The following is a 14,362-nucleotide window of genomic DNA, read 5'->3' as shown; positions in this document are numbered from 1 at the left end:
AGATAAACTGCAAGTCTTCACTTGACTCCAAGCATTAACCACAAAATTTATTTTGGGAGAATTAGATGCCAATCACTATCAGAGAAGATGTAGCTTACATTTTACTCAAAAAGATTAACGACACCGGGCGGGGAATGCACAAAGTTGATTTTACTGAAGCTGACTTTGCCGGACGAGAAATCACAACCGCTGATTTTTTGGGACATTTAGATTACTTGAATCAACAGCATTATATTAATGCAGAGTTTACAGGTAATGCTTACGCCAACCAAGAAGATGTTCCCGATTTGATTAATCCGCAAGAATTTGACTTGAGAATTGCCAATACTTATGGCGCACCGGACGGGCCCTTACCTCACTTAATTACGTTTAAACAGGCAGAAATGACAGAAAAAGGACGGGAAATGCTCAAGAGGTTGGAGTCAAATCCACCAAAAGCTTTAAAGAAAAATCCATCAGTGGCGATCGCTACAAAAGATCTGCCTTTTTTGGAAAAAGTGAAGCTGCAAGCGGGTTTAGAAGATATTTTCGACGCTAGGGATGTGAGTGAAGTAGTGTTTCGGACTATGCGGGACATGATGACCAACGAAGCAGCCGATCACGTTGCTGAAGAATTGCACAAACCAGCCGAGATAACTGATGATAAAGCGCTGCAAAACGAAATTGCCGACCTTTGGAAAGATACCAATCCCATAGTTGCGTTTTTAAGCCGGGTTAGGCCACCTTTAATTATCAAATCAAATACTTTTCTCTTCCGCATCTCTCAAGAAGCCAGTTTGAAAACAAATTTAGATGTAGAACTGGTTGTCAAAGCTGTATTTTCGGCAACTAAAGACGAATTATCTGAACAGAGAATCCAAGAAGTCTCTCAGTTTTTGCCGGATAAAATCCGCCAAATATGGGAAGAAGCTTAACGGTAATGATTAATTTCAATTAAGTTTTTGAGTTATGAATTCTAACTTTCAACCAATTCATAACTCATCCAAAATCTAAATATAAAATCTTTACACATATCTATCAGAGGATACTGAACATCTGCTTTTTTAATTATATTTGATTGTTTTCATCCTTAAGAAAGATAATTTAGTCTAATTCTCGAGACTATAGTTAGATACAAAAATCAGAAAAATTGGTTAAGTTATAACTGTTGATTAACTGACAGCTTATGACAAAGAAATAAGCTGACAATGGGCGTTGTTTGCAATTTTCTCTTGAATCTACAGCGAGAGAATTTAGAAAATTTCCCAGAACCAAAAATCGAGCGAGATTTTACTAGGAGTAAAAATGAATAGAAGTTCTCAAAATATTCGCAAATACGCTCAGTTGCTAGGGAGTATTTGTGGAGGAGTACTGATTAGTTTGCCAGTTATTCCTCTAGCAGCACTAGCACAGCAGACTACCCCCAAGGTTAACCCTTGTCCCAGAATTTTCTACGAAGAACCACATAACAATCGGGTTATGGTTCCCCAGGGATGCCCACCGAATGCTCTGACTCGAACAATGGCAGCACAAGGATTAACTCCTGGTACGCCATCACCAGATCAGACAAGATTGGGTACTGGCGGTGAAGCACCTTCAGCACTTAATCCCAATCCTGCCATTTTGAACGAACCGCCCTATAATCGCTCTCAAGGCACTTTGCAGCCTGACGGCTCGATGGTTCCCACAGCGCCAGTCCCTGGAGAGCAGACACTCGTACCCCTTCCAGGGGAGTCAACAATCCCTACTCGCCCCCCAGCATCGACGATTCAACCACCAGCACCAGAACAACTACAAGCCCCCGTCGCCACGATCGCACTAGCGAATGGGAGAGTGAATATCAAGTTGGTGAATGACACAGGAGCGAATGTGACTTACCAAGTGATTGGCGACACGCCAGAGCGATCGCTAGAAGGTAACTCAGATGTGACGCTGCAAGGCTTAAGCACACCAACAACCGTGACATTCCGCCGGGAAGATGGCGGACTACTGACGGTAACTCCTCAACCATCTTCCCAATCTGGAATGTTGGAAGTGACATTCAAGGAAACAACCGACGTCGCTCAAGATAGAAGAGCAATGAGAATTCAAAACAATGGTTCAGTGTTCTTGAATTAGTCAACCCCCCTTTTAATTGCTCTCAAGTGTGGCTCCAATCCAAACCATTAATTCAGAATTTGGGTAATCTAAAATTATTTAATGATTTTTGAATTTTGAATGAAAGAATTTTGAATTGGAGCGAAGCAACTGACTATGGTTTATGGATGCGCTTTGCTATGTTACCGAGTCTATTGAGCAACTGCGCTTCCTGTTTGTTATCTTCCAATCTTCGTGCTAGTGTAATCGCCCTTTCGTAGAAGTTACGAGCCGTTGAATAATCGCCTAATTGCTCGTACAACTGACCATAAGAAGTAAAAGATTTCAATTCTTCTGGGGGACTTTGTAATTGTTGAGCCAGCGCTAAACGCTGTTCTAATAATTCCAAAGCACGCGCATAGCGGCCTACAGCACTGTGGGCAGTAACTAAACCATCAATTGCCCGTAATTGGTTAGGACGGTCAAAAATGTTTTTCGCTAACCGCAGTGCTGCCCCATAATTGCCAATGGTATTCTGATAATCTTTTAATGCTAGGTAGGCATCGCCTAAATTATTCAGGGTGTTTGCTTCACCAATGGCGTTCCCAGTTTGACGGCGGAAATTTAAGGCGTTTTCAGAGAATTTAACAGCCTGATTGTAATCTCCCAACCTGGCGGCTACCAGACCCAAATTGCTTAAAGACAGCCCTTGACCTTCAATATTTTTGAAGTTGTAAGCAATTCCCAACGCCTCTTGAATAGCTGCCCCTGCGGCTTTGGCTTCGCCTTTTTGTAACAAAAGGCTGCCGACATTATTCAAGGCGTAAATCTGAGCTTGATAGTCTTGAGTATCGCGTGCGATCGCTAATCGTCGGCGCAAAGGATCTTCCGCTGCTTTAAAATCACCTAGCTGGAGATAAGCCTTTGCCAACAAATCGTAAGTCAAACCCTGTGCCTTAAGGTCACCAATTGAGTGATAAATCTCCAGTGCCCGTAAGCTAGATGTAACTGTTTTCTCAGCAAATCCTGAGGCATGTTGTTGTTCAGCCAGCCTCAGTAACCTGTCTCCTTCCTCCCTCAATTGTCGCCCAGATGAACTACTTAAAGGACGGTGCAGTTGTTCTGTAATGTCAGCAGCACCAGCCGCTACAGGACTCAGTAAAAAAGTACACAGTAAAACCGAAAAAGTGCCAAACCTGAATTTGTCAACCTGTGAGCGCCGGCTGGGGTCTAAATCTAAATTGGTATGCTCAGGCAAGAAATGCCGCTGTTTCATAACGCTTCCCCGTGAAGTTGCGGGTTTAAGTAGAACGGTCTAAGAAGAAGTTTAATTTTTTAATTGAAGAATAGCTATATCCAAATTTATACTTAAGCTACGACAAAGGCTAATCTTCACCTAAGTAAATAGCGCGAATATCCGCAGGTAATTTATCTTCTAGCATACGATAGCCTTCTTGGAGAAAATTTGCTACTTCAACAGGGGCAATCTTTTCTCCTTCAGCTTGCAGATAGGCAGCAATTCTCGTTTCGCTCCAGTGGAAAGTTTGCGCCATCAAGACCATCAAGCGCAAAACTGGTGGTAGTTGGTCTAATGCCTGTTCTACATAGCACCATAACGGCGGTGAAGTTGCTTGGAGAGAATAATGGATTGCTTCCGTTGGGGGCACTGGAATCTCGTTAATGCAGTAAGCTGTCATGTTGATCAACCAGTTTTGCAGGGTTAAGGGTTCCTGGCCTGGTTGAGAGTCAGTTAAATTGAGTCCACCGAGTTCATAATAGATGTGCCGCCAGGTGAGAGCAAAGAGATAATCTGCTTGCACAGGCGATCGCGCCGAATGCTGAATCAAAGTGTATACTATCGGGCTATAGCGGCAAAAAATCACAATAAAGTACTTTCCAGTATCTGAATAACGCTGAAACAGACTCAGCAATTCATGATCACTATGATGAAACAGCGACTTTACCAGTGGGTGATTAGCTTCCGGAAAATGAGGAATTTGCATAAAATCTCAGCTTTTTAGTGTTAAAATATACTTAAAATTTGCCGTCTGGGAATTAATCACACAATATCTTGATGTTGCTTGCTTCGTAGTTGAGACTCAGACTACTAGAGTATTGATAAACTAGAAACAAGGACTTAATGTTAGTCTTTATCGACAATACTAAAAGCCGCTCCCTTATACAATCTTTGATTTGTTCATGGTTATAGCAGCAAGTTTGATACCGTTCCTGTTTAGTCCTTTTACTTTAGGCTCTTTTTTACCTTCCTTGCCCTTGGATAGCCTATTCTCTACCCAAGGCATCATGGTAATGTTGCTGGCAGCTTATGCCGGCGCTATGTGGCTGTTTCTCACCAGTGCCCCAAAAGTACATACTGTAATGGTGTCGGACTTGGAAATTGCCCGACAGTTGTATGAAGGGCTGCTAGATTTGCCAGCAGCAGAAGTACCCCTGCACTATTACTACAACTACGAACAAACCATCGGCGCAACAGGGATAGACCCGCTTTATATGTCCACCAGTCCCAGTTGGTCTAGCAAAACAATGAATAATGCCAACGATGGGCTGTGGTATCAATTAAAGAAAAATACGCAACTGCACGTCATTACTGGTGCTAGTTTAGGCAAAAAAAATCAGCAGCGCCACGTCTGCTTCGACCGCGACTGCCTAGAAATGATTTTAATGCGAGTGGAAACACGCGGTTTAAAATTTAAAATTCGCAACCAAAAGCCCCTGAATTTTTTAGTCAAAGACTACGAAGGGCGCATCATCGAGTTAGCCGAAGTCGCCGCGTAACGGCGGTGTCTCCCCGCCCTCACATTATCATTAGGGTGCATTGGGTGTTTCCCTGATGCACCCTAAATTTATGTTAGTCAGGACTTATGACTCCAAGCTTTTCCCCAGCAACTCTGGATAAACGGGAATAAATGGGACTTGCTCTTTGCTGAACTTAACGGCTAATTTTCTGGCTAAGAGAAATATATCAAGGTCATAGATGTCAATGTTAGGGTTTTGGATTAGCTTTGCTAGAGTATCTGATGTGCCAACCCTAACCAAAGCCTCTGCTGCGTTTCTTCTAACGGATAAGTTCTTTTCTGTGATAGCAGTAACTAAGACAGGGATGGCTTTACAATCACCAATTTCACCTAACGCTCTAGCCGAATATTCGCGCACTGATGAATCCTCATTAATATTGCTAAGGACTTTAATTAACTCATCAACTGATTCATGACTATTAATGTAACCTAAAATAAATGCTGCTGCTTGTCTAACGTTAGAATCTAAATGTTTTAGGGCTTGAATTAAGGCATTTACTGCTTCTACAGTACCAATTGTACCTAAAGCACATACAACATTTTTTCTAACTTCAGAATTTGGGTGGTTAAGGGATTGAATCAAGGCATTTAATGCTTCTCTATTACCAATCTTCCCTAAAGCCGATACAACAGCCTTTATAACTTTTTCGTCCTCATCTTCGAGTCCTGAGATGAGAGCACTAACTGCTATGGGATTACCAATCCTTCCTAAATGATGCGCTACACTCCATCTTATTTTTTTATCTTTAGAACAGACAAAAAGACGTATTATATTTAAAACATCGCTTAACTTAATATTAGTTATATCATCTGAAACCTCTGTTGTATTTTCCTCATTTTTTGTGGTAGAGTTAATACTTGTTAAGGGAAAGTCAAGTTGCTTTAAAGAATATTTAGCACTTTGTCTAACAAAATAACAACTATCATCATTTGATACTCTGATAAGGGTAGGAATTGCTTCAGGATGACCTATATCGCCTAAAGCGCCTGCTGCCATTAATCTCACAAAAAAATCCTCGTCACTTGTGATAATTTTGATTAAACAAGGAATTATTTTAGGACTACCAATTTTACCTAAAGCAGATATAGCTCTTGGTTTTAAGCTCTTTTTATTATCATTATTTAATGTTGTTTGCAACTTATCAAACATTTGTGAATGCGTTTTACCCAGTGTCACCAAGACCGATTCAATAAAATCAGTATTATTGGGGTAGCGAGACAAAAAATCATAAATATTATCAATTATTTCCCCAACTAACTGGTGATAAATACCTTGACACTCAGCAAGACAAAGCCCTCCTAATAACAAGAGCGTTGAGAAAATATCATCCTTTTCCCCCATAATCTCCTCAAGCAAAGAAACAGGATTTTCCATTAATCCCGCCAATAAACTTAATATTTCATGCCATTCATAATCCCAAAAATGCGCCTTTGCCAATTCAACGCAATTTGGGTAACGTTGCAAATAACAAGCAGTTAAATACTCTTGAAAAGTCCGGTGTAAAAATAGGTATTGGTCGCCATTTTCATGCAACTTTTGCAAAATGCCATCCTGTTCAGACAGTTCTCTAATTAACTTATCTGTATCAGCATCTCTAAAAACAGTTGCGACTTTCGTACTTTGCAAATAATCCTCAACCTGATCATAGAGTTGATCTGAAGAAAAAATCTCTTTACCTGCACAGGTAAAATTATAAGCAAGGTGTTCTAAAAATCGAATTTTCGCTTTAATTCTTCCCTCAGATTGTGGCTGACGGTTTTGACTCCATCTGCCCAACATACAGTGTAATGCTTGCTTATAAACCTCACAGCGTCGTGCTGGTAGCGCCAAACCTTTTTCTTGATAAAGACTGCAAATCAAAGACAATAACAAAGGATTCTGCACTAACCCCCGAATCTGGGGTTTATTCTGCAATTCTCGAATTAAGGATGAAGCAGAAACAGAATCATTATTTAGATTTTCAGCCGCATTCTCAAACCAAATTTCAATATACTGTTTTATCTGTTTTTGAGTGAAAGGAACAATTTCTACATCTTTCACACCTGTTAAAAATGCTCCATCATAGCCAACTATGCGAGATGTGCAGATGATAGAGCAAGAATAATTGCGGTAAAAATCATTTAATCTATCAGACAGACGCTTTCTATTCTCTTTGGGTACTTCATCTAGCGCATCTAATAGCAAAAGACATTTACCCGCTTTTAATTTTTCTTCTAAAAAAGTCTTAATTTCTGGAAAGTATTTTTCATACTTTACTTCAAGCAACTTCAAAATAGCATCAATTACTTTTGCCGTGACTTCCTTAGTTAATTCTGCTATTTCAGAAAGTCTGATAAATATGGGAATAACTACATTTTCAAGTTTTATATTATTATCTTCTAAACTCTGCCGTTGTTCTTGGGCAATTAAATAAGCTTCTCTTTTTAATAACGTGGTTTTCCCCATCCCAGGATCTGCCAACACCATCATACATCGATGCTGTTTCTTTGCTTCTGTCCAGTCTACTTGAGTTCGCTGTGTTTCTTCCAAATGCTTGAGAGAGTAAGCACGTTTGAGTTCGTCTTCTGACTCAGCATAACTCCAAGTAGTTTCAACTGTGTGCTTGTATTTTCTCTCTAACGTTACCTGAATAGGAATGTATTGGTCTTTGATAAGAATAGGTTACAATGTGTGGAATAGCTGGATGTGCTGAAAGTCGTTTGTAATCTGTTCCAAAAACCTACAAACAACTTCTTTTTGCGCCTGTTCATCAGGAATAACAATATTTTGTGTCTTCCGCCATTCTGGGAATTTGATTTCCCACAACCATTTATAAGCCTTTTCATAAAGATTTTTTCCTCGTCCTCTATCCCCTAACGGACACCCATCTTTTTCTAAATAGTTATAGATTGTCTTCAAGTTATATCCGAAGGCTGATGATTTAAAATCAGGCTCTCTATTCAATTCAATGGCTTCTGCAAGCTTAACAGTCTCTTTATTTTTGTTTTTCGGACGAAAGCGACAGAGGAACACGGTACAGGTATCGCCCATGAAACCGTACTTTGTCGCCATTTCTTCTAAAAACTGGCGCTGCTGTTCTGAACTATTAGCTGAGAAATTCACAGAAAAAACCTGTTTTTGATTTAATTCTATTTAAGTCTATTTATAACCAATTTTCTTTCTATTTAGCAACTCTTAAAGTTAAATCATTACCACTAATCGGCTTTAAGAGCAAATTATGAATAACCAAATCCTGCTAAAAATTGCTATTCAACATCCAGAAATTATTGCTTTAGTCTGGGTACAGTCAAAATCAAATCAGCCCTCGCAACTTGCAGTTAAACCCAAACCAAATAATGCGCTACTTCAAATTATTGAAGCGGCTATTATCACCTTTGTACCATTGGTTGACCCAGTAAATGCAACTTGGACGGTTCCTTTACTCAAGTTGTGCTTCTTCATGTTGAAAGTACTCCAAAAAGAGCGGGATAACTAACAAACTGTAGGGGCACAGCATTGCTGTGCCCCTACGAGGAATATGTATTAAACAATGTATTTCATTCATTTAAAACTTGTAAATGACGGGTTTATTCTATATTTATTTTGTGGAAAGTTTTCAAATTTCCAAATCCCTTAGCCATATTTATTCTAGTGACCCTAAATAATACTTACCCCAAAATCTCTGTCAACTTCTCCAGCAAAGTCTCAGCTAAATCCAAAAACTCAATTTCATCAATATCATCACCAGAATCGCGGTTACTTCCTGAACTCGCAACACCACCAACTAACAAATTCTTCATAGCAAAAATCCGGTCTGATTCTTTTAATTCACTCAGACATAATTCCAACCCTTCAATAATTTCTGAAATCGATTTATCCTGTAGCTGCTTGCGTACCTTCACCGCTACCGAATCATCACTTTCCAGAAAATTCGTCATTAATTCTATATAACCAGGTTCATCATCATCATCTCCCCATCTTTCCAGCCAATCACCATCAACATCATCACAATATAAATAGGCTGCATCAAGCCCATATTCCATGATGTCATCTTGCAACTTTCTACCTTCTTCTAAATGTTGCAAAAATTGTTCTAATCTCTGTTGACTGTCAGTTAGTTTTTCCTTAACCATGATTACTCACTTTGTTAATTAATGTTGTTATACAAACCCAGTAAATCAATTTTATCGACAACTATAAATTTAATTTTAGATAAATGCCTGTTTGGATATTATCGCTATTATCTAGCGCTAAATTGACTATCTGATTTACAAAATCAGTCGTACCGGGATTGTAACTTAAAAATAATCCTCTTTCAATTCCCCAAAAAACCAGCTTTTCTTCCCACTCAATAGATTTTTCTAGAGAAAATTCCTGAGACAAGCTAGTTAGTTGAATGCACAGCGGCTGCTCTTGCCTACTACTGACAATTATATCAGTTGCCATAGCAAGGTCTGCAACATAGCGTTGGACAACTGTACCGCCACGCTGCTTGGTAAACTTGGTAATAGAATTTATTAGCGTTGCATCCTCCTGGCTGAAATCACCCGCCATCAATTTTCTTCTCCAAGTCAAAAAATTGGGGTCATTCTCGGTTAACCACTTGGGGAATAACTCACCATACCAATATTTTTCGGTAGGTGTCATTGCTGCAAAATAAGCTTGCTGTTCTTCTTCAGAAGCTGAACCTTTGATATCAAGCCTAGTTTCAGCATCATTGATTAGTTGTCGCAAAAACAAAATTACATAAGGTTTAGCATTCAGTGAACCAGGCTTTACGTCTTTAACCCAGCGGTATATCTGGTTTAACCTTTTCACTAAACTGGGGTCTATTGCAGATGCTTTCTCGATGAGTGACTTTAGTCTCTCTTTAATATTCTTTGCTTGCAAAAAAATACACCTGATAAATTTAGTTAATTTCAGGTATTTTACGATTATTTAGCAGTGTTTTCAAATAAGTAATAGTTTATCAAGACGCCAAATGACACAATTCTACATCTATCGCCGTAATTTACCCCAAAATCTCTGTCAACTTATCCAGCAAACTCTCAGCTAAATCCAAAAACTCAATTTCATTAATATCATCACCAGAATCGCGGTTACTTCCTGAACTCGCAACACCACCAACTAACAAATTCTTCATAGCAAAAATCCGGTCTGATTCTTTCAGTTCACTCAGACATAATTCCAAATCTTCAATAATTTCTGAAATCGCTTTATCCTGTAGCTGCTGGCGTACCTTCACCGCTACCGAATCATCACTTTCCAAAAAATTCGTCATTAATTCTATATAACCAGGTTCATCATCGTCCTCTCCCCATCTTTCCAGCCAATCACCATCAATATCATCACAATATAAATAGGCTGCATCAAGCCCATATTCCATGATGTCATCCTGTAATTTTTGAGCCGCTTCCACAGCTTGCAGAAAATCTTCTAATCTTTGTTCACGGTCAGTTAATTTCTCTTTAACCATGATTAATCACCTTGTTAAAAAATGTTGCTATACAAACCCAGTAAATCAATATTACCGATGACTATAAATTTAATTTTAGATAAATGCCTGTTTGGATATGATCGCTGCTATCTAGTGCTAAATTGACTATCTGATTTACATAATCAGTCGTACCAGGATTGTAACTTAAAAATAATCCTCTTTCCATTCCCCAAAAAAGCAGCGTATTTTCCCACTTAATAGATTTTTCTAAATAAATTTCTTGAGAAAGGCTAGTGAGTTGAACGCAAAGCGGCTGCTCTTGAGTACTACTGACAATTATATCAGTTGCCATAGACAGGTCAACAATATAGCGTTGCACAACAGTACCGCCACTTTGTTTAATAATATTGATAATAGAGTTAATTAGCGTTGCATCTTCCTGGTTGAACTCCCCCGCCATTAATTCTCGTCTCCAAATATAAAATTTGGGGTCGTTTTCACTCCACCATTTGGGGAATAAGTAACCATACCAATATTTTAACGCTGGTTTCAGTGCGTCTAAAGCTGATTGTTGCTCTTCTTCAGAAGCTAGAGACTTGAGTTTTAGCCAAACGTCAGCATCGCTGATTACTTGGCGCAAAAACAACATTAGATAAGGTTTAGCTTTTAGAGAACCAGGCTTTACACCTTTAACCCAGCGGCGTATGTCGTCTAACCTTTTCGCTAAATTGGGGTCTATAGTAACAGCTTTATCAATCAGTGATTTTATTGTTGATTCAATATTCTCTGCTTGCAAAAAATAATTCCTGAAAAATTTAGTTTATCTCAGGTATTTTACGATTAATTACTAGCTTTTTTAAGTAAAATATTGTGAATAAATTTAGCTTTTAAAGCATTTATGCTAAAACAGCGTAACCATTTGTTTCTTTGTAAACCTACAATAATTTATATGTATTTAGTCCGCGCAGGCGGACTTTGTTTTTGTAGCCGCGACTTCCAGTCGTTAGGGCAAAGAGAATTATATATCCCTGCCTTAATGAATCACAAATCGAGATGAAACTGCTTTCAATTTCAAGTTAGTAAATTGCATGATTGATTTTATCAAATCTCGCTGCTCTGGTTTTAAATCCAGTGCTTCCAAAGCTTGATAATAGTTTTTACCCGCCTTCAAATTATGGGCAAAATTACTACGTTGCAATGATGTTAAAACCGCCTGAATTTCTTTGTCTCTTCTGTGACGTACAGCCTGGAGTTGTTGGCGATGTTGAGGAGTTAAATTAAGCTCAGAAGCTGAAGCAGATTTGTTGGTAGATTGGGCAATAATCATCCCAGCGTTAGCATGGATTTGGACTGGTGCAGCTAAAGCAATTCCTGGTAACAAGATAAAAAAAGCCAGAATACTCAGTAACACAGAGAAGCACTTTGTCAAGTTAATTTTCATTTTTAATAAATCCCTAAATTTAGATGCAAGGCTGAGATATAGTCAAGCAATTCTTGATTTCAGAAAGTGCTAACCCACCTAAGAGAATGTCTGATTCGTATCAACATTGATCGAGATCCCCCTAAATCCCCCTTTCCAAGGGGGACTTTGAGAAGTTTTTGCCCCCTTTTTAAGGGGGGTTGGGGGGATCTACGAGTGTTTGATTTATCACAAATAACTTTTCAAACATCCTCTAAAAAGTATTATCCAGGCTGAGGTAATACTAAAAAGTAAATTATGCACTGTTTTCTGCCTGGTAACACAAAAAAATTCCCTCTCGTTTGCAAAGAGAGGTTGGGTGTGAGATCAACATGATTGGGTTGTCTCTATGGTTACCTTAAGTTATTGATAATAAAGAAAAATATATAACTCCTATTAGAATTACAATCTTTTATATTTCTGGACTCACAGCTATCATCAAAATCATTACTAGCGGTGATGAACATGAGTACTCAAGAATTGGAAACCGTAGTTATTGAAACTGGATCAGAAGATGCCGTAATTGATTTAGAGGCGGCTTTTCAGGAATCCCATGTACAGGAAATTTTGGATCAGTTAGACCAAGAGTTAGTCGGCTTGAAGTCAGTTAAAAACAAGATTAAAGAAATGGCTGCCTTGTTGTTGGTTGACCGCATCCGCAAAAGTCTTGGTTTGACTGCGGGGCCCCCTAGCTTGCACATGACATTTTTAGGCAACCCTGGCATGGGTAAAACTACGGTGGCGATGCGGATGGCAGAAATTCTCTATCGTCTGGAATATATCCGCAAAGAAAACGTCATGTTAGTGACGCGAGATGATTTAGTTGGGCAAGGGATTGGTCAAACAGCACCCAAAACTAGGGAAGTATTAAAAAATGCGATGGGTGGCGTGTTGTTGGTTGATGAGGCTTATACGTTGTTTCGCCCAGATAATCCAGGGGATTTTGGTCTGGAGGCGATAGAAATTTTAATGCAGCTGATGGAAAACCAGCGCGATGATTTAGTTGTGATTCTGGCAGGTTACAAAGACCAGATGGAGCGTTTTTTCCACAGTAATCCTGGCATGAATTCCCGCATCGGTTTACACATTGAATTTAACGATTATTCTGTGGAAAATTTGATGATTATCGCCCAAGGGATATTAAAGGCGCAGCATTATAGTTTTAGCCCCAATGCAGAAAAAGCCTTCGGTGAGTATCTAATTAGACGGAAGACTATGCCCCATTTTGCTAATGCTCGCAGTGTTCGTAATGCGATAGATAGGGCGCGATTGCGTCAGGCTAATCGGTTATTAGGCAGTGGTAAACGTTTAACAAAGCAAGATTTAATTACGATTGAGGCTGAAGATATTCTCGCTAGTCGAGTTTTCCAAGAAGGTGTTCCCGATTGCGAAACGGAAAGTTGAAAGAACCTCACCCTGGTTCTGCTATCGCTTTACTTTTCCCTCTCCTTGGTAAGGAGAGGGATGTTTGTTAGGACAGGGTGAGGTTGTGGAGGAATTTGGGTAATCGTATAACTTGTGTGTACACGGTAACGTCGTTTACGAGGAGGTTTGGGGGATTTACCCTGATCTTTTCATTCTGTTAATTTCTTGTTGCAATTCTTCAACTTGACGGCGCAAATTCTCTGCTTCACTGGCGGCGGTTTCAACTGATACATTTACTGATCCGGAAGCAGGCGATCGCTGATAATTTCCCCGGCGAATTTGCTGATACTCTTCTGATACTGCCCATTCTCGTAGATAATGCAAGCGCTCTACAGGGAAAGGATGACTGAGCATCATGCCTTGAGCGCCGTTGTACATCAGGAATTTATATACTTGATTGAGTCCATCTTCATCCAGTGCCTGATAATTCTCTGACTGGCGGATAAATTCCTGTAAACTGCATTCGTTGGCATATTTGATACTACCGCCAGAGAGTTTCATCATTGTTAACATCACTGGGTTTAAGTCATCCATTACCAGTAATGCGGCGCGATCTGCGGTTAACTCGGCTTTTCGTCGCCATTCAAAAAAGGCATATATCAGGGCTTGACTAACAAAATTGCCGATACCAAAGGTCAATTCTCCTAGGGCGGAAGCAGCACTCATGGCCCACATCGCCATTTGAATTAAAATAGTATGACCACATTTAATATGCCCCAGTTCATGGGCTAGCACAGTCCGAATCTCGGCTTCGTCTAGTAAGTCTATTAACCCTGTATTGATGACTATGTAAGGATTCTCTTGGCCCAGTGCATAGCTGTTCGCTTGGGGATTTTGTGAGACAAACAGCGCAGGTTCTGGGTAAATGTCCAAATCCCGCATACATTCCCGAAATATCTGGTAAATAGTGGAGTATTGGCGCGGCCCGACTTGGATGGTGTTGCCCATTAGATAGACTAACTGAGGGCGTTCGTAGACAAATTCCACGAATTTACGGGCGATTAAATCAAATCCTGGTAAGTTTCGTAAAGCTTGCTCGGCTTGGCGATCCAGTGGATGCCTGAAGGCTTCGCTGGAAATTCCTGTGTAAGTTGGCATAATTTAGGGTAATTGGTTAGTGGCCAGTGATTAGGGGTTAGCGGTCGTCAGTAGTCAGCAAAAAATAACTGGCAACTAACAACTAGCAACAG

At 39.7% G+C, this 14,362-nt stretch carries 15 protein-coding genes; 5 read left to right on the top strand and 10 right to left on the bottom strand.

Annotation, left to right across the window (positions count from 1 at the left end):
• Positions 1 to 65 precede the first annotated feature (65 nt).
• Together CYLST_RS23920 and CYLST_RS23915 are read left to right on the top strand one after the other, a co-directional pair.
• A complete protein-coding gene (locus CYLST_RS23920; protein ID WP_015210320.1) occupies positions 66 to 914 on the top strand; it encodes a DUF2267 domain-containing protein in 849 nt (282 codons plus the stop codon).
• A gap of 370 nt (positions 915 to 1,284) precedes the next feature.
• Positions 1,285 to 2,097, top strand: coding sequence for a hypothetical protein (locus CYLST_RS23915; RefSeq protein ID WP_015210319.1), 813 nt, complete (start codon positions 1,285 to 1,287; stop codon positions 2,095 to 2,097).
• 133 nt (positions 2,098 to 2,230) lie between these two features.
• Here CYLST_RS23915 and CYLST_RS23910 read toward each other — a convergent pair whose 3' ends face one another.
• Both CYLST_RS23910 and CYLST_RS23905 read right to left on the bottom strand, forming a co-directional pair.
• Positions 2,231 to 3,331: a tetratricopeptide repeat protein gene (locus tag CYLST_RS23910; protein ID WP_015210318.1), complete on the bottom strand. Its 1,101-nt coding sequence runs from the start codon at positions 3,329 to 3,331 to the stop codon at positions 2,231 to 2,233.
• A gap of 109 nt (positions 3,332 to 3,440) precedes the next feature.
• On the bottom strand, positions 3,441 to 4,058 hold the full coding sequence (locus CYLST_RS23905; RefSeq protein WP_015210317.1) for a hypothetical protein: 618 nt from the start codon (positions 4,056 to 4,058) through the stop codon (positions 3,441 to 3,443).
• 196 nt (positions 4,059 to 4,254) lie between these two features.
• Between CYLST_RS23905 and CYLST_RS23900 the strand changes: the two genes are divergently transcribed.
• Positions 4,255 to 4,851, top strand: coding sequence for a hypothetical protein (locus tag CYLST_RS23900; protein ID WP_015210316.1), 597 nt, complete (start codon positions 4,255 to 4,257; stop codon positions 4,849 to 4,851).
• A gap of 84 nt (positions 4,852 to 4,935) precedes the next feature.
• Here the strand turns inward: CYLST_RS23900 and CYLST_RS23895 are convergent, their stop codons facing one another.
• Complete coding sequence (locus tag CYLST_RS23895) at positions 4,936 to 7,341, bottom strand: HEAT repeat domain-containing protein (protein WP_051056148.1); 2,406 nt, start codon at positions 7,339 to 7,341, stop codon at positions 4,936 to 4,938.
• A gap of 192 nt (positions 7,342 to 7,533) precedes the next feature.
• Positions 7,534 to 7,974 (bottom strand): hypothetical protein, encoded by a 441-nt coding sequence (locus CYLST_RS32485; protein WP_051056147.1) that lies wholly within the window; start codon positions 7,972 to 7,974, stop codon positions 7,534 to 7,536.
• Positions 7,975 to 8,089: 115 nt separating this feature from the next.
• On the opposite strand from CYLST_RS32485, the gene CYLST_RS23890 reads away from it, so the two are divergent.
• Entirely contained in the window at positions 8,090 to 8,347 is a 258-nt protein-coding gene (locus CYLST_RS23890) for a hypothetical protein (RefSeq protein ID WP_015210315.1), read from the top strand.
• Between the two features lie 172 nt (positions 8,348 to 8,519).
• Here the strand turns inward: CYLST_RS23890 and CYLST_RS23885 are convergent, their stop codons facing one another.
• The 5 genes from CYLST_RS23885 to CYLST_RS23865 all read right to left on the bottom strand — a co-directional run bounded on the left by CYLST_RS23885 (position 8,520) and on the right by CYLST_RS23865 (position 11,729).
• On the bottom strand, positions 8,520 to 8,984 hold the full coding sequence (locus CYLST_RS23885; RefSeq protein ID WP_015210314.1) for a hypothetical protein: 465 nt from the start codon (positions 8,982 to 8,984) through the stop codon (positions 8,520 to 8,522).
• 61 nt (positions 8,985 to 9,045) lie between these two features.
• Positions 9,046 to 9,741 (bottom strand): hypothetical protein, encoded by a 696-nt coding sequence (locus CYLST_RS23880; protein ID WP_015210313.1) that lies wholly within the window; start codon positions 9,739 to 9,741, stop codon positions 9,046 to 9,048.
• A 121-nt stretch (positions 9,742 to 9,862) separates the two neighbouring features.
• Positions 9,863 to 10,327 (bottom strand): hypothetical protein, encoded by a 465-nt coding sequence (locus tag CYLST_RS23875; protein WP_015210312.1) that lies wholly within the window; start codon positions 10,325 to 10,327, stop codon positions 9,863 to 9,865.
• A 61-nt stretch (positions 10,328 to 10,388) separates the two neighbouring features.
• Positions 10,389 to 11,084 (bottom strand): hypothetical protein, encoded by a 696-nt coding sequence (locus tag CYLST_RS23870; protein WP_015210311.1) that lies wholly within the window; start codon positions 11,082 to 11,084, stop codon positions 10,389 to 10,391.
• Positions 11,085 to 11,321: 237 nt separating this feature from the next.
• Complete coding sequence (locus CYLST_RS23865; protein WP_015210310.1) at positions 11,322 to 11,729, bottom strand: hypothetical protein; 408 nt, start codon at positions 11,727 to 11,729, stop codon at positions 11,322 to 11,324.
• 483 nt (positions 11,730 to 12,212) lie between these two features.
• Here CYLST_RS23865 and CYLST_RS23860 point away from each other — a divergent pair, with 483 nt between their 5' ends.
• Positions 12,213 to 13,151 (top strand): AAA family ATPase, encoded by a 939-nt coding sequence (locus CYLST_RS23860; RefSeq protein WP_041233241.1) that lies wholly within the window; start codon positions 12,213 to 12,215, stop codon positions 13,149 to 13,151.
• Positions 13,152 to 13,307: 156 nt separating this feature from the next.
• Here CYLST_RS23860 and CYLST_RS23855 read toward each other — a convergent pair whose 3' ends face one another.
• On the bottom strand, positions 13,308 to 14,270 hold the full coding sequence (locus CYLST_RS23855; RefSeq protein WP_015210308.1) for a M48 family metallopeptidase: 963 nt from the start codon (positions 14,268 to 14,270) through the stop codon (positions 13,308 to 13,310).
• Positions 14,271 to 14,362 lie beyond the last annotated feature (92 nt).

Origin of the sequence: Cylindrospermum stagnale PCC 7417, assembly GCF_000317535.1 — a bacterium.
Classification (GTDB): Bacteria; Cyanobacteriota; Cyanobacteriia; order Cyanobacteriales; family Nostocaceae; genus Cylindrospermum; species Cylindrospermum stagnale.
This window is presented reverse-complemented; position numbering and strand designations above follow the sequence as displayed.